Origin of the sequence: Mitsuaria sp. 7, assembly GCF_001653795.1 — a bacterium.
Taxonomy (GTDB): Bacteria; Pseudomonadota; Gammaproteobacteria; order Burkholderiales; family Burkholderiaceae_C; genus Roseateles.
Genome location: NZ_CP011514.1, coordinates 3,814,015 through 3,832,954, shown reverse-complemented (window position 1 = coordinate 3,832,954; position 18,940 = coordinate 3,814,015). Strand labels below are relative to the sequence as shown.

General features: G+C 67.2%; 19 protein-coding genes. 10 read left to right on the top strand and 9 right to left on the bottom strand.

Going from position 1 to position 18,940, the window contains the following annotated elements; all coding sequences use genetic code 11:
- The first annotated feature begins 16 nt into the window (after positions 1 to 16).
- Complete coding sequence (locus tag ABE85_RS16795; protein WP_067277060.1) at positions 17 to 778, top strand: enoyl-CoA hydratase; 762 nt, start codon at positions 17 to 19, stop codon at positions 776 to 778.
- Positions 779 to 790: 12 nt separating this feature from the next.
- On the opposite strand, the gene ABE85_RS16790 is transcribed toward ABE85_RS16795, so the two are convergent.
- The 7 genes from ABE85_RS16790 to ABE85_RS16760 are packed head-to-tail and all read right to left on the bottom strand — an operon-like array spanning position 791 to position 8,347.
- Positions 791 to 1,828 (bottom strand): PfkB family carbohydrate kinase, encoded by a 1,038-nt coding sequence (locus ABE85_RS16790; RefSeq protein WP_067277057.1) that lies wholly within the window; start codon positions 1,826 to 1,828, stop codon positions 791 to 793.
- 40 nt (positions 1,829 to 1,868) lie between these two features.
- Positions 1,869 to 2,801: an AraC family transcriptional regulator gene (locus ABE85_RS16785; protein WP_067277054.1), complete on the bottom strand. Its 933-nt coding sequence runs from the start codon at positions 2,799 to 2,801 to the stop codon at positions 1,869 to 1,871.
- A complete protein-coding gene (gene dalD, locus ABE85_RS16780) occupies positions 2,801 to 4,225 on the bottom strand; it encodes a D-arabinitol 4-dehydrogenase (protein WP_067277050.1) in 1,425 nt (474 codons plus the stop codon). The genes ABE85_RS16785 and dalD overlap by 1 nt, the downstream gene beginning before the upstream one ends.
- Positions 4,222 to 5,274, bottom strand: coding sequence for an ABC transporter ATP-binding protein (locus tag ABE85_RS16775; protein WP_067277046.1), 1,053 nt, complete (start codon positions 5,272 to 5,274; stop codon positions 4,222 to 4,224). Before ABE85_RS16775 ends, dalD begins: the two co-directional genes overlap by 4 nt.
- Before the next feature lie 12 nt (positions 5,275 to 5,286).
- Positions 5,287 to 6,123 carry a carbohydrate ABC transporter permease gene (locus ABE85_RS16770; protein ID WP_067277043.1) on the bottom strand — a complete coding sequence of 279 codons (837 nt, stop codon included), beginning with the start codon at positions 6,121 to 6,123 and terminating at the stop codon, positions 5,287 to 5,289.
- Positions 6,124 to 6,136: 13 nt separating this feature from the next.
- A complete protein-coding gene (locus ABE85_RS16765) occupies positions 6,137 to 6,997 on the bottom strand; it encodes a carbohydrate ABC transporter permease (protein ID WP_067277040.1) in 861 nt (286 codons plus the stop codon).
- Positions 6,998 to 7,003: 6 nt separating this feature from the next.
- Complete coding sequence (locus ABE85_RS16760) at positions 7,004 to 8,347, bottom strand: sugar ABC transporter substrate-binding protein (RefSeq protein WP_067277036.1); 1,344 nt, start codon at positions 8,345 to 8,347, stop codon at positions 7,004 to 7,006.
- A 365-nt stretch (positions 8,348 to 8,712) separates the two neighbouring features.
- Here ABE85_RS16760 and ABE85_RS16755 point away from each other — a divergent pair, with 365 nt between their 5' ends.
- Complete coding sequence (locus ABE85_RS16755; protein WP_067277033.1) at positions 8,713 to 8,958, top strand: hypothetical protein; 246 nt, start codon at positions 8,713 to 8,715, stop codon at positions 8,956 to 8,958.
- 102 nt (positions 8,959 to 9,060) lie between these two features.
- Here the strand turns inward: ABE85_RS16755 and ABE85_RS16750 are convergent, their stop codons facing one another.
- Together ABE85_RS16750 and ABE85_RS16745 are read right to left on the bottom strand one after the other, a co-directional pair.
- On the bottom strand, positions 9,061 to 10,401 hold the full coding sequence (locus ABE85_RS16750) for a dicarboxylate/amino acid:cation symporter (RefSeq protein ID WP_067277030.1): 1,341 nt from the start codon (positions 10,399 to 10,401) through the stop codon (positions 9,061 to 9,063).
- Positions 10,402 to 10,590: 189 nt separating this feature from the next.
- On the bottom strand, positions 10,591 to 11,106 hold the full coding sequence (locus ABE85_RS16745; RefSeq protein WP_067282920.1) for an acyl-CoA thioesterase: 516 nt from the start codon (positions 11,104 to 11,106) through the stop codon (positions 10,591 to 10,593).
- A 98-nt stretch (positions 11,107 to 11,204) separates the two neighbouring features.
- On the opposite strand from ABE85_RS16745, the gene ABE85_RS16740 reads away from it, so the two are divergent.
- The 8 genes from ABE85_RS16740 (at position 11,205) to pyrC (ending at position 18,906) form a co-directional block, all read left to right on the top strand.
- A complete protein-coding gene (locus tag ABE85_RS16740; RefSeq protein WP_067277027.1) occupies positions 11,205 to 13,088 on the top strand; it encodes an ABC transporter ATP-binding protein/permease in 1,884 nt (627 codons plus the stop codon).
- An 11-nt stretch (positions 13,089 to 13,099) separates the two neighbouring features.
- The gene (locus tag ABE85_RS16735) at positions 13,100 to 14,029 is read left to right on the top strand and encodes a LysR substrate-binding domain-containing protein (protein WP_067277023.1); all 930 of its coding nucleotides are present in this window, start codon (positions 13,100 to 13,102) and stop codon (positions 14,027 to 14,029) included.
- Positions 14,030 to 14,241: 212 nt separating this feature from the next.
- Positions 14,242 to 15,135, top strand: a complete 894-nt coding sequence (locus tag ABE85_RS16730) for an amino acid ABC transporter substrate-binding protein (protein WP_067277020.1) — start codon at positions 14,242 to 14,244, stop codon at positions 15,133 to 15,135.
- A gap of 78 nt (positions 15,136 to 15,213) precedes the next feature.
- The gene (locus ABE85_RS16725) at positions 15,214 to 15,948 is read left to right on the top strand and encodes an amino acid ABC transporter permease (protein ID WP_067277017.1); all 735 of its coding nucleotides are present in this window, start codon (positions 15,214 to 15,216) and stop codon (positions 15,946 to 15,948) included.
- A gap of 1 nt (position 15,949) precedes the next feature.
- A complete protein-coding gene (locus tag ABE85_RS16720; protein ID WP_067277013.1) occupies positions 15,950 to 16,615 on the top strand; it encodes an amino acid ABC transporter permease in 666 nt (221 codons plus the stop codon).
- Between the two features lie 10 nt (positions 16,616 to 16,625).
- Entirely contained in the window at positions 16,626 to 17,360 is a 735-nt protein-coding gene (locus ABE85_RS16715; protein ID WP_067277009.1) for an amino acid ABC transporter ATP-binding protein, read from the top strand.
- A 281-nt stretch (positions 17,361 to 17,641) separates the two neighbouring features.
- Positions 17,642 to 17,857, top strand: coding sequence for a hypothetical protein (locus tag ABE85_RS16710; RefSeq protein ID WP_067277007.1), 216 nt, complete (start codon positions 17,642 to 17,644; stop codon positions 17,855 to 17,857).
- Positions 17,858 to 17,871: 14 nt separating this feature from the next.
- Complete coding sequence (gene pyrC / locus ABE85_RS16705; protein ID WP_067277003.1) at positions 17,872 to 18,906, top strand: dihydroorotase; 1,035 nt, start codon at positions 17,872 to 17,874, stop codon at positions 18,904 to 18,906.
- The last annotated feature ends 34 nt before the right edge of the window (positions 18,907 to 18,940 follow it).

Here is an 18,940-nt window from a genome sequence, read left to right as displayed (position 1 = left end):
ACGAGGAGAGTGCTCCATGAGCATCAAGACCGCCATCGTCAACGGCGTGCAGACCATCGAGATCGCACGTCCGGAAAAGAAGAACGCGCTGACCCGCGCGATGTACCAGGAGATGGCCGACGCGCTGGTCACGGCCAACGCGGACAACGCCGTGCGCGCCGTGCTGATCCAGGGCCAGCCGCAGATCTTCACCTCGGGCAACGACATCGAGGATTTCATGGGCAGCCCGCCGCGCGATGAAGACGCGCCGGTGTTCCAGTTCATGCGCGCGATGGTCGGCTGCGACAAGCCCATCGTGGCGGCCGTGAACGGCGCGGCCATCGGCATCGGCACGACGCTGCTGCTGCATTGCGACTTCGTCTACGTCGCCGATGACGCGCGTCTGGCGATGCCCTTCGTGAGCCTGGGCCTGGTGCCCGAGTTCGGCTCCAGCCTGCTGGTGCCGCGCCTGATGGGCCCGCGTCGCGCGGCCGAGAAGATCCTGCTGGGTGATCCGTTCACCGGCGAGCAGGCCGTGGAATGCGGCGTCGCGAACGCGGTGCTGCCGGCGGGCGAGGTCGTGGCGCATGCGCGCCGCATCGCCGAGCGCTTCAACAAGCTGCCGCCGAGCGCCGTGCGTGAGAGCAAGCAGCTGATGCGCCGTTCGACGAAGGAAGAGCTGCTGGCCACCATCCAGGCCGAGGCCGAGATCTTCAGCGTGCGCCTGCGCAGCCCCGAAGCGACGGAAGCCTTCCAGGCCTTCTTCCAGAAGCGTCAGCCGGACTTCTCGAAGTTCTGATCGACGTTCCGATCAGGCCGCGTAGCGCTCGCCGCGGCCCACCCACTCCCTGACTTCCTGCCAGGTCGGCGCTCCGGCGCCGCTGGCCTGCACGCACAGGCTCGCGCTGCCCAGCGCGTGCTGCAGCGCCTGGTCGCAGGAGTGGTACAGCAGGTTCTGGAGCATCTCCACCAGGTTGGCCGCCCGGGCCATCTGGGCCTGGCAGAGCAGGTGGGCCAGCAGGCCCGCGAGGAAGCTGTCGCCGGCCCCGACGGTGTCGACGACCTTCAGCCGGCGCGACTCCTTCGCGAAGCAGTGGATGCCGTTGCGATGCAGCAGCCACGCGCCTTCCGCCCCCAGCGTCAACGCGATCAGGCTGATCTGCGGATGCGCGTCCAGCAGGTTGCCGCAGCGGATCAGCGGATCGTCGCCCGGCATGGCCAGGTGCAGCAGGTCTTCATCGCTGACCTTCACGATGTCCGCCATCGCGAGCGCACCATGCACGGACGCGCGGTAGGCCTCGATGTCCGGCATCACCGACGGTCGGAGATTGGCATCCACCACCACGCAGCGGCGTTCGGCACGCTGCGTCGCCAGCCAGGGCAGGTAGCGGTCCGTGTCCCGCGCATCGAGCGCCAGCGCGCCGGTGCACACCAGCCGCAGTTCAGACAGGACGCGGCAATGCTGTGTCAGTCCCTCCGCATCGACGGCCCGGTCCGCGACGCCGTCGCGATAGAACGCGTACTGCGGGTGGCCGTGAGGATCGACCTCCACCACCGCCAGCGAGGTCACCGCCTGGACCGGCTCCGGCCGCGACAGCCGCACGCCGTCCGCGACGAGTTGTCCCGCCAGCTGGCGCCCGAAGCGATCGGCCGACAACGGGTTGAGGTAGTGCGTCCCGACGCCTTGCCGCGACAAGGCGCGGCTCAGGTTGAACGGCGCGCCGCCGAGGCACGGCTGGTAGCGCCCGTCGGCCTGCCCGATCAGGTCGATCAGGGCCTCGCCGGCCACGGCGGCCTGGATGGATCGTCCGCCCGAGGGGGCATCGATGGGGAAGGGCGCGAAGCTCATGGCGGTGTCCTCAGTTCACTTCACTTCACGTCTTGTCACGTCACTTCAGGCCGAAACGGCCGGCCGACCGCTTGCGGTACTCGCTGGGCGTGACGCCCTTGATGTCCAGGAAGCGCCGGTTGAAGTTGGCCATGTTGTTGAAGCCGACTTCGTAGGCGATCAGCGTGATGGTGCGGTCCGACTCCTGCAGCAGCTGGCAGGCGCGGTTCACGCGCACCCGGTTCACGAAGTCGGTGAAGGTGTTGCCCGTCGCGCGGCGGAAGAAGCGCGAGAAGCGGCTCTCCGTCATGCCCATCTCGTGCGCCAGGTCGGCGGCCGACAGCGGCGCGCCGAGCTGCTCGGTGATGCGGCTGACCAGGACGTCCACCTGCGCGAGTTCGAGGTCGCTGTCCTCGCTGCGCAGCGGCGCGCTGGACAGCAGGCGATAGTCGCTGCAACGGGACAGCTCCCCCATCCAGTCGCAGAAGGCGCCGAAGCGCGCCAGGCCCTGGCGTTCCTTGACGCGCCGCCAATGCGCGGTGGCCTGGGCCTGCAGTCCGAAGAACTCGATGCCGTGGCGGGCGCGTTCCAGCAGCGGCATCACTTCGCGCAGCTCGGGGATGCCGTCGGCGGCGGCGGCGAAGGGCTCATGCGGGAACTGCACGACCAGGTCGCGCTCCGGGACGCCGGCCTCCGGCACGTCCATGCTGATCCAGTTGTGCGGCAGGCGCGGACCCGTCAGCACCAGCTGCCCCGGCTGGAACTGGCCGATCCAGTCGCCGACGAAGACCTTGCCCGAGGACGCGGTGATCAGGTGCAGCTCGTACTCGTCGTGGCAGTGCCAGCGCGCCAGCGGCGTCGGGAAGCCGTGCGAGAGGCAGCGGATGAAGCCGGCGTTCTCCGACGGCTCGTAGCCCAGCTCCGGTGATCGGGAGCAGGCGTGCTCCAGCTCGGGCTGGATCCGGCGCGGCAGGGCCTGGATCGTCGTCGGCATCAAGGGCTCCCCGCGATGAAGTGACGGACCCGCTCCGTGGCCGCGCGCAAGGCCGCCACCAACCGGGGATCGCCGGCCGATTCTCCCCACAGCACGCGATCGGCGGCAAACGCGGCGACGGGATCGTCCGCGGCGCAGAGCGCGTGCGCCGCGTCGACGTCCATCACCTGGTCGTGGTACTTCTCGGGCAGCGTGCCGGCATGCCAGCGCTGCAGGTAGGCCAGGAACAGCGCCGGCAGCATCGCGACGCTGGCGATGCTTTCGCCGCGGGCGAGCCGCTCACGGATCGTCGGCGTGATGAAGCCCGGGATCTTGCTGAAGCCGTCCATGGCCACGCGCTGGTTGGTGTCGGCGATGGCGGGATTGGCGAAGCGCTCCAGCACGATATCGCGGTAGGCCGCGAGGTCCAGCGGGCTGGGTTGCAGCACGGGGATGGCGTCGTCGGTGGCGTAGTCGAGGGCCATCCGCCGGATGCGTGCATCCTGCGTGCCTTCGTGGATGAAGCGGTAGCCGGCGAGCGTGCCCGCCCACGCGATGCAGCTGTGCGTGGCATTCAACAGGCGGATCTTGGCCTCTTCGTACGGGACCACCGAGTCGACCATCTCCACGCCCACCTGCTCCCAGGCCGGGCGGCCGGCGGCGAAGCGGTCCTCGATGACCCATTGGGTGAAGCTTTCGCTCATCAGCGCGGCGCGGTCCTCGCGTCCTGTCTCGGCGAGCACGCGGGCGCCGACCTCAGGCGTCGGGCGCGGCGTGATGCGGTCGACCATGGCGTTGGGGCTGGTCGTGTTCAAGTCGATCCACGTCGCGAGCGGCTCATCGCCCAGCGCCCGCACGAACTGCAGCAGACCGTCGCGCGAGCGGTCGCCGTTGTGCCGCAGGTTGTCGCAGTTGAGCAGCGTGACCGGACCTGCGCCGGCCGACATGCGCGCGCGCAGCAGCGCTGTGAGCGCACCGTAGAGCGTGCTGCCGGGTCGGCCCTCGCGTGCCGCGTCCAGGTCGGCGCTGAGCTCCGGCGCCTGCGCCCAGTCGAGGCGGTGCTGGCTGTCCAGGTAGTAGCCGGCCTCCGTCACCGTGAAGGACAGGATGCGCGTGGCGGGCGCCGTGGCGATGGCGATCAGTCCGGCGAGGTCCGGCGTGTAGGGCACGACGGTCCGGATCGCTCGCACCCAGGCGTAGCGGCGCTCGCCCTGCGCGGAGACCGTCTCCAGCGTGTACGCGCCGCCCTGCGCCTGCAGCGCCGCGATGGTGTCGGGCATGTCCGGGCGCAGGTTGCCGCCGGCGAGCACCCAGCGGGTGTCGCCGAGGTCGTGCAGCGCCTGCAGGTAGAGCGCCTGATGCGCGCGATGGAAGGCGCCCAGCCCGAGGTGAAGGATGGTGAAGGCGTCATCGGTAGCGGCGACGGTGTCGATGGCGAGGCTCATGCGGCGAGTTCCTCACCCGCCGACACCACGCGGCCGGCGTCGTCGAACCATAGCGCCTGCGCGGCATCGAGCTTCAGCGAGACCTCGTCGCCCGCCTCGCAGCGCGTGCGTTCGCTGAGCCGTGCCACCAGCTGAGTGCCCTCGACGGTGCGCACGTAGAGCAGCGTCTCGGCGCCCAGCGCCTCCACCAGTTCCACCGTGCCGCCCATCGCGCCCTCGCCGCGCGGGCCCACGCCGACGGCTTCCGGACGCAGACCCATGCTGCCGTTCGCGGCGGCGCGCGGCGCCTGCCGCTGCAGCCCGTCGGGCAGCTTCCGGCAAGGCACCAGGTTCATCTGCGGCGTGCCGATGAACTGCGCCACGAATTGATTGGCGGGCCGGTCGTAGAGTTCCAGCGGCGTGCCCACCTGCTCGATCTGCCCGTCGCGCAGCACCACCACGCGGCTGGCCAGCGTCATCGCCTCGACCTGGTCGTGGGTCACGTAGATCGTCGTCGCGCCGAGGTCGCGATGCAGCTTGGCGATCTCCACGCGCGTCTGCCCGCGCAGCGCCGCATCGAGGTTGGACAGCGGTTCATCGAAAAGGAACACCTTGGGCGAACGCACGATGGCCCGCCCGATCGCCACGCGCTGGCGCTGGCCGCCGGACAGCGCCTTGGGCGTGCGGTCGAGGTAGGCCGTCAGGTTCAGCACCTCGGCCGCGCGTTCGACCTTGGCGCGGATCTCCGCCGGCGCGACGCCCGCGAGTTTGAGCGCGAAGCTCATGTTGTCGTAGACGCTCATGTGCGGGTAGAGCGCATAGCTCTGGAACACCATCGCCAGATCGCGGCGGCTGGAGGGCAGGTCCGTGATGTCGCGGCCGTCCAGCTTCAGCGAGCCGCCGTCGATGCGCTCCAGTCCCGCGATCAGCCGCAGCAGCGTGGACTTGCCGCAGCCCGAGGGCCCGACGAAGACGATGAACTCGCCCCGTTCGATGCTCAGGTCGATGCCGCGGATGGCGCGATGCTGGGCGAAGAATTTCTCGATGCCGTTCAGTTCAAGGAATGCCATAGGAGGTCCGGGTTATTTGACGGCGCCGAAGGTCAGCCCCTGCACGAGCTGCTTCTGGCTGAACCAGCCGAACACCACGATGGGTGCGATGGCCATCAGGGAGGCGGCGGAGAGCTTGGCCCAGAAGAGGCCTTCCGGGCTCGAGTAGGAGGCGATCAGCGTGGCCAGCGTGCCGGCCTTGGCGGCGCTGAGGTTGAGGCTCCAGAACGCCTCGTTCCACGACAGCACCAGGCACAGCAGCCCCGTGGAGGCGATGCCGCCCATGCCCAGCGGCAGCAGCACCAGCCGCACCTCCTGCCACAGCGTGGCGCCGTCCATGCGCGCGGCTTCGAGGATCTCCGGCGGGATGTCGCGGAAGTGCGAGTAAAGCATCCACACCATGATCGGCAGGTTGGACAGCGCGAACACGATGATGAGCGCGAGCTGCGTGTCCAGCAGCTGGCTCTTTTGCGCCAGCACGTAGACGGGCACGAGCGCGCCGACGGCCGGCATCATCTTGGTGGACAGCATCCACATCAGGATGTCGCGGGTCCAGCGGCTGCGGAAGAAGGCCATCGCGTAGGCCGCCGGCGCCGCCAGCAGCAGCCCGAACACGGTGGACAGCACGCTGGTCACCACCGAGTTGCGGGCGTGCAGCAGGTAGTCGCTGCGGGACTGCACCTCGTGGAAGTTCTCCAGCGTCGGCGTGAACAGCCATTGCGGCGGCGTGGCCACGGCCTGCAGCTCCGTCTTGAACGCGGTCAGGCCCAGCCAGGCCAGCGGGAAGAAGAGCAGCAGCGCCACGGACCAGGCCGTCGCGGTGCGGATGAGCAGGCCGAGCGGGAAGGGGGGACGTCGTCTTGCGGTCATGGATGGCGTCTCCTCACCGGTCCAGGTTGTTGCCGATCATGCGGATCAGGAAGACCGCCACGATGTTGGCCATCAGCACCGCGAACAGCGCGCCCGCGGACGCGACGCCGGCATCGAAGTTCAGCAGCGCCTGCTTGAAGATCAGGAAGGTCACGTTGGTGCTGGCGTCCCCGGGGCCGCCGGCCGTGGTCGTGTAGATCTCGGCGAAGACGCCCAGCAGGAAGATCATCTCGATCATCACCACGACGGCGACCGACCGCGCCAGATGTGGCAGGACCAGGAAGCGCACCTGCTGCGGGTAGGTCGCGCCGTCCATGCGCGCGGCCTCCAGCTGCTCGCGGTCCAGGCTCTGCAGCGAGGTCATGAAGATGAGCGTGGCGAAGGGCAGCCACTGCCAGGCCACCATCACGATCACGGCGAACAGCGGATGGTCGGTCAGCCAGTCCACCGGCTGCGCGCCGAAGAAGGTCCAGACCTGGGCCAGCACGCCGTAGATCGGATTCATCATCATGTTCTTCCACAGCAGCGCGTTGACCGTGGGCATGACGAAGAAGGGCGAGATCAGCAGCACGCGCACGATGCCCCGGCCGGGGAAGGGCTCGTTGATCAGCAGCGCCAGGGCCACGCCGATCAGCACGGTGATGGCGATCACGCTGCCCAGCAGCAGCAGCGTGTTGGTCACCGCCGTGCCGAAGGACGGATCGGTCACGAAGAACGCGAAGTTCTCCAGGCCGGCGAAGCCCGTCTCGTCCGGCTGCATCAGGTTGTAGCGGATCAGCGAGAAGTAGATCGTCATGCCCAGCGGCACGATCATCCACAGGAACAGCGTGCCGACCGCGGGCGCCAGCAGCAGGCGCGGAATGGAGCGATTCATGGCGGCTTACTTCCGGTAGTAGCCCGCCTTGGTGAGCTCGCGCTCGGCCGTGGTCTGTCCGGCCTTGAGCGCGGCGTCCACGGTCGTCTTGCCGGCCAGCGCCGCGCTCAGCTGCTGTCCGACGGCGATGCCGATGGCCTGGAATTCAGGGATCGCGGCGAACTGCACGCCGACATACGGGCTCTTGGGCAGGGTCGCGTCGTTCGGGCTGGCAGAGTCGATGGCGGCCTTCTCCGCGGCGGCGAAGCGCGCGGCCTTCTGGAACTCCGGATTCGCGTAGGTGCTCTTGCGGGTGCCGGTCGGCACCTTGGCCCAACCCTGGGTCTTCGCGACCAGCTGGATGTAGTCCTTGCTCGTGGACCAGGTGATGAACTTCTGCGCCGCGTCGACCTTGCGCGAGCCGGCCGGGATGGCGAGGTTCCAGGACCACAGCCAGTTCGCGCCCTTGGGCGTGTTCATCGTCGGCGCCTGGGCGAAGGCCATCTGCGCGGCGACCTGGCTCTGCTTGGGATCGGAGACGAAGGAGGCCGCGATGGTGGCGTCCACCCACATGCCGCACTTGCCGGCGTTGGTCAGCGCGAGGATCTCGTTGAAGCTGTTGGACGCCGATCCGGGCGGGCCGTACTGCCGGAGCAGGTCGACGTAGAAGGCGGTCGCGTCCTTCCAGGGCTTGGACTCGAGCTGCGGCTTCCATTGCATGTCGAACCACTGGCCGCCGAAGGTGTTCACCAGCGTGGTGATGAAGGCCATGTTGTCGCCCCAGCCCGGCTTGCCGCGCAGGCAGATGCCGTAGACGCCGTGCTTGGGATCGTGGATCTTGGCGGCCAGGTCCTTCACCTGCGTCCAGGTCGGGCGGTCGCCGATCTGCACGCCGGCCTTGTCGGCGAGGTCCTTGCGGTACATCAGCATGGAGCTCTCCGCATAGAACGGCGCGGCGAAGAGCTTGCCGTCCACCGACACGCCGCTGCGCACGGTCGGGAGCAGGTCGTCGACGTCGTAGGCCGCGTCGGTCTTGAGCTCCTGCAGCCAGCCCTTGCGGCCCCAGATCGGCGCCTCGTACAGGCCGATGGTCATCACGTCGAACTGGCCGCCCTTGGTGGCGATGTCGGTGGTGACGCGCTGGCGCAGCACGCCTTCCTCCAGCGTCACCCACTTGAGCTTGATGTCGGGGTTGGCGTCCTCGAAATGCTTGCTGAGCTTCTGCATCTCGATCATGTGGCCGTTGTTGACCGTGGCGATCACCAGCTCGGTCTGCGCGTGGGCGGTGCCCAGGAGCGCGGCGAGGCCGCCGAGCAAGAGGGCGGCGCGCACGGACGGCCGTGGCCGGGCCAGGCAGGCGGGGTGGGGCATCGGGAGTCTCCTGTTATGGGTATCGGGCGTCGGCGCCGGGTCGAGCCGGCGCTGAGGTCGAACGATATCCACTCGCAGTTGCCGCGTTGATACCCGCAAGCCCAGCCAGCGATACTCTTTTGCATCACTGTGTTGCGGTTATCCCGGAGTTGGATCAACTCCGTATCAGTCCCGTCGACACGGGGCCCTGCCATGCCGCGAAGGCGCGTCGCGCAAGGCGAAGCATCACGGACGCCTCCTCATCCTCAGGAGGGTCACGACTTGCTCAAGTCAGCGCAGGCCGCGATTGCACGTCAACGTGTGATTGGCTCCCGCGCCGCATCGGCGAATCATCAGCACTCCCCTGTTGATTGGAGTGATTCCTGATGAGCAAGAAGTCGAATGGCAAGAGCGCGAAGCCGGCCAAACGCAAGAGCCTGTGCGAGCGCTGCGGACAGGTCGCGAAGGCCTCGGTGAAAGTGACCGAGCCGCCGAGTTGGGCGCACAAGGCGGGAGATTTCAGCCTACTGCGGACGAAGCGTCGACCGCTCTCGCTGGAGGAGGCCCGTGAATGCGCAATCGCCGCGGGGATCATCGACGTCGAGGGGAATTTGATGCCGCGGTATCAATGAACGAACGCCGAACGCACTCTGGGTTTCGTCATGACCCGTCTCGCGAAGCACAATGAACAACGGGCCCCTGGAGGCCCGTTGTCGTTCATGCGGCGAGATCGCTCACGCGGTCTCGGCCGGTCCGGCCACGCGGACCGGGAGGTCGTCCGGATCGACGGTCTTGCCTGACAGCGCCAGATCCAGCGCGTCGTGGTCCAGCGCGTTCTCCCACTTGGAAACCACGATGGTCGCCACCGCGTTGCCGACGAAGTTGGTCAGCGAACGGCACTCCGACATGAAGCGGTCCACGCCCAGGATCAGCGCCATGCCGGCCACCGGCACTTCCGGCACCACCGACAGCGTCGCCGCCAGCGTGATGAAGCCCGCGCCCGTCACGCCCGCCGCGCCCTTGGAGCTCAGCATCGCCACCAGCAGCAGCGTGATCTGGTGCGTCAGCGTCAGCTCGGTGTTGGTCGCCTGCGCGATGAACAGCGCCGCCAGCGTCATGTAGATGTTGGTCCCGTCCAGGTTGAACGAGTAACCCGTCGGCACCACCAGCCCCACCACCGTCTTCTTGCAGCCGGCCTTCTCCATCTTCTCCATCAGCGACGGCAGCGCCGACTCCGACGACGAGGTGCCCAGCACCAGCAGCAGCTCGGCCTTCAGGTAGCGGATCAGCTTCAGGATCGAGAAGCCGCACAGTCTGGCCACGATGCCCAGGATCACCAGCACGAACAGCAGCGAGGTCAGGTAGAAGCTGCCCACCAGCATGCCCAGGTTGAGCAGCGAGGCCAGGCCGTACTTGCCGATGGTGAAGGCCATCGCGCCCAGCGCGCCGATGGGCGCGGCCTTCATCAGGATGTGGACCATGCGGAACACCGGCGCGGTCAGCGCCTCGAAGAAGGTCAGCACCGGCTTGCCGCGCTCACCCGTCAGCGACAGCGCTATGCCGAACAGCACCGCGACGAACAGCGTCTGCAGGATGTTGCCGTCAGCCAGCGCGCCGATCAGCGACTTCGGGATCACGTCCATCAGGAAGCTGACCAGGGTCAGGTCATGCGTCTTCTCGACGTAGCGGTGCACTTCCTTCTGGTCCAGGTCCGCCACGTTGACGTTCATGCCGGCGCCCGGCTGCACGACGTTGGCCACCACCAGGCCGACGATCAGCGCCAGCGTGGAGAAGAACAGGAAGTAGGCCATCGCCTTGCCGAACACGCGGCCGACCGCGCTCAGCTGCGTCATGCTGGCGATGCCCGTTACGATGGTCAGGAAGATCACCGGCGCGATGATCATCTTCACCAGCTTGATGAAGGCGTCGCCCAGCGGTTGCAGCTTCACGGCGAAGGCGGGCTCGAAATAGCCGAGCGTGATGCCGATCGCGATCGCGATGATGACTTGCAGGTAGAGATGGCGATACCACGGCACGGACTCGGCCGGCGTGGCGGAAGCGGAGGGGGTCAGCATGGGATACGGCTCCGGTTGCGGGTGGCCGCAGGCGCCGTCACCGGCGTGTCTGCGCACCCTGGCCGGGCAGTATCCCACCCACGAATTCACAGGGTGTGCGGGATCTACGTACAAACCCTGGTGCGTGAATGCTCATTCGCACCATGGGGCGGAGACCAGCCGGACGGCCCCATCCCGGGGCCGCGGCGCTCAGCGCACTGCGCCCGCTTCGCCCGTGTCGCCCGTTTCGCCGAAGACGCGCGACTTGCCGTCGCGATCGATCGCGACGTAGGTGAGGTTGGCCTCGGTCACTTTCACCACATGCGGATTGGCCGGGTTGCGCTCGGCGAAGACCTCGACGTGTACCGTGATCGAGGTGCGCCCGATGCGCGTGACCTGCGCGTAGAAGCTCAGCAGGTCGCCCACCGACACCGGCTGCTTGAAGATGAACTGGTTCACCGCGACAGTCGCGATGCGGCCGCGCGAGATGCGCGCCGGCAGCACGGATCCGGCCAGGTCGACCTGCGCCATGATCCAGCCGCCGAAGATGTCGCCGTTGCCGTTGGCATCCGCGGGCATCGGCATCACGCGCATCACCAGCTCGCGCGGGCCGATGGTCTCGGGCGACAGCAGCGGGGCGCCCGACGGGTGCGCGGCTGCGGCGTTGGCGGCGTTGGCGGGGCCGGCGGCGCTGGCGGGGGCATTCGGATCGGTGGAGTCGCTCATGATGGCCAAACGGTGACAATGAGCGGCATTGTCGTCCAGCATGTCCGCCCTCGCCAGGGCGGGTGCCCGACTCCACGGCAAGGCCACGCTCCCCCTCCATGCGCCGTTCCACACTCGCCGGCACCGCGCCGACTCCCGCTCCTTCCGCTTCATCCACCGCCGCGCCCGAAGCGCGCGGCGACTGGCACACCATCGCGCGCCTGCTGCCGTACTTCTGGCGCTACCGCTGGCGCGTCGGCATCGCGCTGGGCTTCATGGTCGCGGCCAAGCTGGCCAACGTCGGCGTCCCGCTGCTGCTCAAGCAGCTCGTCGACAGCCTGGACATCCCCGCCGGCAGCGCGCAGGCGCTGATGGTCGTGCCGGTGGGGCTGCTGCTCGCCTACGGGATGCTGCGGCTGTGCACCTCGCTGTTCACCGAGGCCCGCGAGTTGATCTTCGCCAAGGCCACCGAGGGCGCCTCGCGCAGCATCTCGCTGCAGGTGTTCCGGCATCTGCACGACCTCAGCCTGCGCTTCCACCTCGAACGCCAGACCGGCGGCATGACCCGCGACATCGAGCGCGGCACGCGCGCCGTGCACGCGCTGATCTCGTACTCGCTCTACAGCATCTTCCCGACGCTGGTCGAGGTCGTGCTGGTGCTCAGCCTGCTGGCGGTGAAGTTCGACGTGCTCTTCGCCTGGATCACCGGCGCGGCGCTGGTGTTCTACATCGGCTTCACGATCGTCGTCACCGAGTGGCGCACCAAGTACCGCAAGCTGCTCAACGAGCTGGACTCGCACGCGCACAGCAAGGCGATCGACTCGCTGCTGAACTACGAGACGGTGAAGTACTTCAACAACGAGGACTTCGAGGCCGCCCGCTACGACCAGAGCCTGGAGCGCCTGCGCCGCGCGCAGCTGAAGTCGCAGCGCACGCTGTCGCTGCTCAACAGCGGGCAGCAGGTGATCATCGCGGTGGCGCTGGTGGCCATGCTGTGGCGCGCGACGCAGGGCGTCGTCGACAGCCGCATGAGCCTGGGCGACCTGGTCATGATCAACGCCTTCATGATCCAGCTCTATATCCCGCTGAACTTCCTCGGCGTGATCTACCGCGAGATCAAGCAGAGCCTCACCGACCTGGACAAGATGTTCGGGCTGCTGGCCCGCGAGCGCGAGATCGCCGACGCGCCCGGCGCTCAGCCGCTGCGAGTGAACGGCGCCGCGGTGCGCTTCGACGACGTGCACTTCGCCTACGAGCCGCAGCGCCCCATCCTCAAGGGCGTGAGCCTGGAGATCCCGGCGGGGAAGAAGGTCGCCGTCGTCGGTCCGAGCGGCTCGGGCAAGAGCACGCTGGCGCGGCTGCTGTACCGCTTCTACGACGCGCAGTCGGGCCGCATCGCGATCGACGGCCAGTCGCTCGCCGAGGTCACGCAGCACAGCGTGCGCCGCGCCATCGGCATCGTCCCGCAGGACACCGTGCTGTTCAACGACACCATCGCCTACAACATCGCCTACGGCCGGCCCGAGGCGACGACGGAGGAGATCGAGGCCGCCGCGAAGTCCGCGCACATCCACGACTTCATCCGCCATCTGCCGCTGGGCTACCAGACCATGGTCGGCGAGCGCGGGCTGAAGCTCTCCGGCGGCGAGAAGCAGCGCGTCGCGATCGCGCGCACGCTGCTGAAGAATCCGCCCATCCTGATCTTCGACGAGGCGACGTCGGCGCTGGACTCGCGCAACGAGCGCGCCATCCAGGCCGAGCTCGAAGCCGCCGCGCAGGACAAGACCGTGCTGGTCATCGCGCACCGCCTGTCCACCGTCGTCGACGCCCACGAGATCCTGGTGATGGAGCAGGGCCTCATCGTCGAGCGCGGCACGCACGCGGCGCTGCTCGCGCAGCGCGGCCGTTACGCGCAGATGTGGGCGCTGCAGCAGGACGGTCACGATCGTCAGGACCAGGACCCCCAGCAGGGGCTTGAGCAGCCCCTCGCACCACACGGATAAACTCCCGCGCCGTGGAAACCAAATGGCTTGAAGACTTCGTGAGCCTGGCGGAGACGCGCAGCTTCTCCCGCTCGGCTCAACTGCGGCATGTCACGCAACCCGCGTTCTCGCGGCGCATCCAGGCGCTGGAGGCCTGGGCGGGCGTCGACCTCGTCGACCGCTCGTCCTATCCGACGCGGCTGACCGCCGCGGGCGAGACGCTGCTCGGCCAGGCCGTCGACGTGCTCGGCAACCTGCAGGCCACGCGCAACATGCTGCGCAGCCACCAGTCGGCGGGGCAGGACATGATCGAGTTCGCGGTCCCGCACTCGCTGTCCTTCAGCTTCTTCCCGCACTGGCTGATGGAGCTGCGCCAGCGCTTCGGCGAGGTGAAGTGCCGGCTCAACGCGCTCAACGTCCATGACGCGACGCTGCAGCTCAGCGAAGGCAACTGCGACCTGCTGGTCGTCTACCACCACCCCAGCCAGCCGCTGCAACTGGACCCGGAGCGTTACGAATCGGTCTCGCTCGGCCACGAGACGCTGGCCGCCTATGCGAAAGCTGACACAACCGGCGCGCCGATGTTCCGGATTTCCGGACACCCGGGTCAGAAGATCCCCTTCCTCAGTTACGCCTCGGGGGCCTATCTCGGGCGATTGGTGGAACTGATCGTCAAGGGCGCGGCGCAGCCGCTCAACTTCGAATCGGTCTTCGAGACCGACATGGCCGAGAGCCTCAAGGCCATGGCCATCGAGGGCCACGGCCTGGCCTTCCTGCCGGCCAGCTCGGTGAAGAAGGAAGTGAAGGCGCGCCGCCTGGTGCGGGCCGCCGAGCCCGGCCAGTACGAACTCAACATGGAACTGCGCATGTACCGCGAGCGCCAGGGTTCCGCGCGGCGGGTCAAGCCGGTCGCGCAGGCGCTGTGGAACTTCCTGACCCACGCCGAGAAGATCGACAGTTGAGTCGACAGCTGGGTCGCCGGCTGGGTCGACGCCTGACCTGCTGACCTGAACCGGGCACGGAACCTGCATACGTAAGCCACGCTACAAGTCGAGATGCGTGATACTCCCTACCCAGCAAAGCGACCGCTCATGGTCTGCTCTGCCGGTTGGGGGGCTCACCGGACGAACCCCCCTCGAATCCGCTTTTTGAATCCGAACAAGCAGGAGCATCTATGAAGAAGGCATTGCTGGTACTGGCCCTTGGCGCCGCGTTGGCTGGCGTGGCGCAGGCCGACACGCTCAAGAAGATCAAGGACACCGGCAGCGTGACCATGGGCGTGCGCGAGTCGTCGGGCGCGCTGTCGTACACGCTGGGCGACGGCAAGTACGTCGGTTACCACGTCGAGATCTGCCAGCGCGTGCTGGCCGACGTGCAGAAGCAGCTGGGCCTGGCCAAGCTGGACATCAAGTACCTGCCCGTGACCTCGCAGAACCGCGTCCCGCTGGTGCAGAACGGCACCGTGGACATCGAGTGCGGCTCGACGACCAACAACCTGACCCGCCAGAAGGACGTGGCCTTCGCCGTCACGACCTACGTCGAGGAAGTGCGCATCGCCGTGAAGGCCGATTCCGGCATCACCTCGATCGCCCAGCTCAACGGCAAGACGGTCGCGACGACCACCGGCACCACCTCGGTCCAGCTGCTGCGCAAGCATGAGCGCGCCAACGGCGTGGACTTCAAGGAAGTGCTGGGCAAGGACCACGCCGACAGCTTCCTGCTGCTGGAGTCGGGCCGTGCCGACGCCTTCGTGATGGACGGCCAGATCCTGGCCGGCAACATCGCCAAGTCGCGCAACCCGGCCGGTTTCAAGATCGTCGGCGAAGTGCTGTCGGTCGAGCCGATCGCCATCATGATCCGCAAGGACGACCCGGCCTTCAAGAAGGCCGTGGACGACAGCATCAAGGGTCTGATGAAGTCGGGCGAAGCCGCCAAGCTGTACGACAAGTGGTTCACCCAGCCGATCCCGCCGACCAACACCAAGGTCGGCCTGCCGGCCACGGCGGCGACCAAGGAAGCCTGGGCGAACCCGAACGACAAGCCGGTCGAGGAATACGCCAAGAAGTGATGGTCCTCGCCTGAGCACAAGGCGCCCCGCGGGGCGCCTTGTCGCAACAGGCTTTCGTTTTGATGGATGGAGCACGCCATGGCGAGCTGGGATTGGCAGTTGTACTGCACAGACATGGTGACCGAGGAGATCGCGCCGAAGTGTTTCGGCGCGCCCGGTTATGAGACCTACCTGGACGCGATGATCCGCGGCTGGGGCTGGACGATGTTCGTCTCGATCGCGGGCCTGCTGGTCGCGCTGGTGGCGGGATCGCTGATCGGCGTGCTGCGCACGGTGCCGAACAGGAAGCTGGCGATGTTCGGGGAATCGTGGACGGAGCTGTTCCGCAACATTCCGCTGATCGTGCAGCTCTTCGTCTGGTACCACGTGATCCCGCGCCTGTTCCCGGTGCTGGACCTGCCGCCCAGCGTGCTGGTGGTGATCGCGATCGGGCTGTTCACGTCCTCGCGGATCGCCGAACAGGTCAAGGCCGGCATCCTGACGCTGCCCAAGGGCCAGCGCTACGCGGGCCAGGCGCTGGGGCTGACGCTGCCGCAGACCTACCGTCACGTGCTGCTGCCGATGGCCTTCCGCATCGTCATCCCGCCGCTCACGAGCGAGAGCATGAACATCGTCAAGAACTCGGCGGTCGCCTTCGCGGTGAGCATCCCCGACCTGGCGCAGTTCTCGCTGCAGGCGTCGGAGCAGTCGAGCTTCGTGCAGATCTTCCTGCCCGTGACCATCCTGTACTTCGTCTCGGCCTACGCGATCAACCGCGTGGCCAAGGTGATCGAGTGGTACGTGCGCGTGCCCGGCATCCTGGGGGCGAAGTGACATGACGCAACTCGATTTCTCGTTCCTGACCTGGGACGTCCTGGTCTCCTTCGTTTCCAAGGGGCTGTGGTTCTCGATCCAGCTGACGGTCTCGGCCATGATAGGCGGCATCGTGCTGGGCACCCTGCTGGCGCTGATGCGGCTGTCGGGCAAGTGGTGGCTGGAGAAGCCGGCGGCGATCTACGTCGACACGCTGCGCTCCATCCCGCTGGTGATGGTGATCCTGTGGTTCTTCCTGCTGATCCCGTACATCGCGGGGCCGCTGGGCGCGGAGAAGACGGCGCTGATCACCTTCACGCTGTTCGAGGCGACCTACTACTCGGAGATCATGCGCGCGGGCATCCAGTCGGTGTCCAAGGGCCAGGTCTTCGCGGGGTACGCGATGGGCATGACCTACCGCCAGACCATGAGCCTGGTGGTGCTGCCGCAGGCCTTCCGCAACATGCTGCCCGTGCTGCTGACGCAGACCATCGTGCTGTTCCAGGACACCTCGCTGGTCTACGCGATCGGCGCCTACGACCTGCTGAAGGGCTTCGTGTCCGCCGGCTCGAACTTCAACCGGCCGATGGAGACCTACCTGGTCTCGGCCGCTGTCTATTTCGTGATCTGCTTCAGCCTGTCCATGCTGGTCCGCCGGCTGCAGAAGAAGATCGCCATCATCCGCTGAGGTCCGCTCCATGATCGAAATCAAGAACGTCTCCAAGTGGTACGGCCCGTTCCAGGTGCTGACCGATTGCTCCACCAACATCCAGAAGGGCGAGGTGGTGGTGGTGTGCGGCCCGTCGGGGTCGGGCAAGTCCACGCTGATCAAGACCGTCAACGCGCTGGAGCCCATCCAGGCGGGCGACATCGTCGTCGACGGCACCAGCCTGACCAACCCCAAGACCAACCTGCCCAAGCTGCGCTCGCGCGTGGGCATGGTGTTCCAGCATTTCGAGCTGTTCCCCCACCTGTCGGTGACGGAGAACCTCACGCTGGCGCAGGTCAAGGTGCTGGGCCGCAACATGACGGACGCCAAGACGCGCGGCCTGAAGATGCTGGAGCGCGTGGGCCTGATGGCGCACAAGGACAAGTTCCCGGGCCAGCTGTCGGGCGGTCAGCAGCAGCGCGTGGCGATCGCGCGGGCGCTGTCGATGGACCCGATCGTCATGCTGTTCGACGAGCCGACCTCCGCGCTGGATCCTGAGATGGTCGGCGAAGTGCTGGACGTGATGGTCCAACTGGCCAACGAAGGCATGACGATGATGTGCGTGACCCATGAGATGGGCTTCGCGCGCAAGGTCAGCCACCGGGTCATCTTCATGGACGCCGGCAAGATCATCGAGGACTGCACCCGCGACGAGTTCTTCGGCGATCCGGACGCGCGCTCGCCGCGCGCCAAGGACTTCCTGGCGAAGATCCTGCAGCACTGATCCCGGACGCCGCTGGCGTCCTCTGCACGGCTCCGAAGGCCCGCTCCGCAAGGTGCGGGCCTTCTGCTTTCTGGCTCGCCACGGCTTCCGGTGAGGTTGTCACTCGTCCACGGCATGGATGAGCGCAAGACCCCTGGTTGAGGTCAGTGACGCGCGAGGGCCGGATCCCAACAATCGAGGTCTTCGCGATTCGACCGAACTGTGCGGCGAGTCGCACGAGGCGCGATGACATCGTGCGGGAATCCGCCCGGCAACACCTGGCACCAACCAAGGAGATCTGAATGAGCATGCAAGACCACAACCCCCTTCCGAGGTCTCAACAGCCGGTGACCCGGCAGGAGTTCCAGAGGAAGATGGATGAGATCGATATGGAGCTGGAATCGGCGCGTCGATGGCGCCACCTCCGGGGCAGCCTCTGGAATATGTTCGTGGGCGGATTGAGCGGTATGGGCATCGTCATGCTGATGGTGCTGGCGGGCATGCATTTGGGGCGGTGAGACAATCCCGCCCCATGAGCGAAACCCTTGTCCTGACCCGTCCCGACGACTGGCATGTGCACCTGCGCGACGGTGCCGCCTTGCAGAGCGTCGTTCCGTATACCGCGCGCCAGTTCGCGCGCGCGATCGCGATGCCGAACCTGAAGCCGCCGATCACGACGGCTGAACAGGCCCTCGCGTATCGCCAGCGCATCCTCGCCGCGGTGCCCGCCGGCGTGGACTTCGAGCCGCTGATGACGCTCTATCTGACGGATCGCACCACCCCTGAAGACATCGCCGCCGCCAAGGCCGCCGGTGTCGTCGCGCTCAAGCTCTATCCGGCCGGTGCGACGACCAACAGCGATGCCGGCGTCACCGACATCCGCAAGACCTACGCGACGCTGGAGGCCATGCAGAAGGCCGGCTTGCTGCTGCTGGTACATGGCGAAGTGACCGATGGCGACGTCGATGTCTTCGATCGCGAGGCCTTCTTCATCGACCGCGTGATGCAGCCGCTGCGCAAGGACTTCCCCGAACTGAAGGTCGTCTTCGAGCACATCACGACGAAGGAAGCCGCGCAGTACGTGACCGCCGCCGACCGCTTCACCGGCGCGACCGTCACGCCGCAGCATCTGCTCTACAACCGCAATGCGATCTTCATGGGCGGGCTGCGTCCGCACTACTACTGCCTGCCGGTGCTCAAGCGCGAGGAGCATCGACTCGCGCTGGTCAAGGCGGCGACCTCCGGCAGCGCCAAGTTCTTCCTCGGCACCGACAGCGCACCGCACGCGTCGGTGATGAAGGAGAACTCGGTGTGCGGCGCCGGCTGCTTCACGGCGCTGTCCGCGATCGAGCTCTATGCCGAGGCCTTCGAGGCCGCGGGCGCGCTGGACAAGCTCGAGGCCTTCGCCAGTTTCAACGGTGCCGACTTCTACGGCCTGCCCCGCAACACCACGCAGGTCACGCTGCGCAAGGCCGACTGGACGCTCCCCGAGTCCGTGCCTTTCGGCGAAGCTGCGCAGCTCAAGCCGCTGCGCGGCGGCGAAGTCATGAGCTGGAAGCTCGACTGAGTCCTCGGTAGCAAAACCGGCGAAGTAGGACGGT

What these genes read in the sequence shown, in the direction of transcription:
- ABE85_RS16795 (WP_067277060.1), top strand. Translation starts at nt 17, where the DNA reads ATGAGCATCAAGACCGCCATCGTCAACGGCGTGCAGACCATCGAGATC.
- ABE85_RS16790 (WP_067277057.1), bottom strand. Translation starts at nt 1,828, where the DNA reads ATGAGCTTCGCGCCCTTCCCCATCGATGCCCCCTCGGGCGGACGATCC.
- ABE85_RS16785 (WP_067277054.1), bottom strand. Translation starts at nt 2,801, where the DNA reads ATGCCGACGACGATCCAGGCCCTGCCGCGCCGGATCCAGCCCGAGCTG.
- dalD (WP_067277050.1), bottom strand. Translation starts at nt 4,225, where the DNA reads ATGAGCCTCGCCATCGACACCGTCGCCGCTACCGATGACGCCTTCACC.
- ABE85_RS16775 (WP_067277046.1), bottom strand. Translation starts at nt 5,274, where the DNA reads ATGGCATTCCTTGAACTGAACGGCATCGAGAAATTCTTCGCCCAGCAT.
- ABE85_RS16770 (WP_067277043.1), bottom strand. Translation starts at nt 6,123, where the DNA reads ATGACCGCAAGACGACGTCCCCCCTTCCCGCTCGGCCTGCTCATCCGC.
- ABE85_RS16765 (WP_067277040.1), bottom strand. Translation starts at nt 6,997, where the DNA reads ATGAATCGCTCCATTCCGCGCCTGCTGCTGGCGCCCGCGGTCGGCACG.
- ABE85_RS16760 (WP_067277036.1), bottom strand. Translation starts at nt 8,347, where the DNA reads ATGCCCCACCCCGCCTGCCTGGCCCGGCCACGGCCGTCCGTGCGCGCC.
- ABE85_RS16755 (WP_067277033.1), top strand. Translation starts at nt 8,713, where the DNA reads ATGAGCAAGAAGTCGAATGGCAAGAGCGCGAAGCCGGCCAAACGCAAG.
- ABE85_RS16750 (WP_067277030.1), bottom strand. Translation starts at nt 10,401, where the DNA reads ATGCTGACCCCCTCCGCTTCCGCCACGCCGGCCGAGTCCGTGCCGTGG.
- ABE85_RS16745 (WP_067282920.1), bottom strand. Translation starts at nt 11,106, where the DNA reads ATGAGCGACTCCACCGATCCGAATGCCCCCGCCAGCGCCGCCGGCCCC.
- ABE85_RS16740 (WP_067277027.1), top strand. Translation starts at nt 11,205, where the DNA reads ATGCGCCGTTCCACACTCGCCGGCACCGCGCCGACTCCCGCTCCTTCC.
- ABE85_RS16730 (WP_067277020.1), top strand. Translation starts at nt 14,242, where the DNA reads ATGAAGAAGGCATTGCTGGTACTGGCCCTTGGCGCCGCGTTGGCTGGC.
- ABE85_RS16725 (WP_067277017.1), top strand. Translation starts at nt 15,214, where the DNA reads ATGGCGAGCTGGGATTGGCAGTTGTACTGCACAGACATGGTGACCGAG.
- ABE85_RS16720 (WP_067277013.1), top strand. Translation starts at nt 15,950, where the DNA reads ATGACGCAACTCGATTTCTCGTTCCTGACCTGGGACGTCCTGGTCTCC.
- ABE85_RS16715 (WP_067277009.1), top strand. Translation starts at nt 16,626, where the DNA reads ATGATCGAAATCAAGAACGTCTCCAAGTGGTACGGCCCGTTCCAGGTG.
- ABE85_RS16710 (WP_067277007.1), top strand. Translation starts at nt 17,642, where the DNA reads ATGAGCATGCAAGACCACAACCCCCTTCCGAGGTCTCAACAGCCGGTG.
- pyrC (WP_067277003.1), top strand. Translation starts at nt 17,872, where the DNA reads ATGAGCGAAACCCTTGTCCTGACCCGTCCCGACGACTGGCATGTGCAC.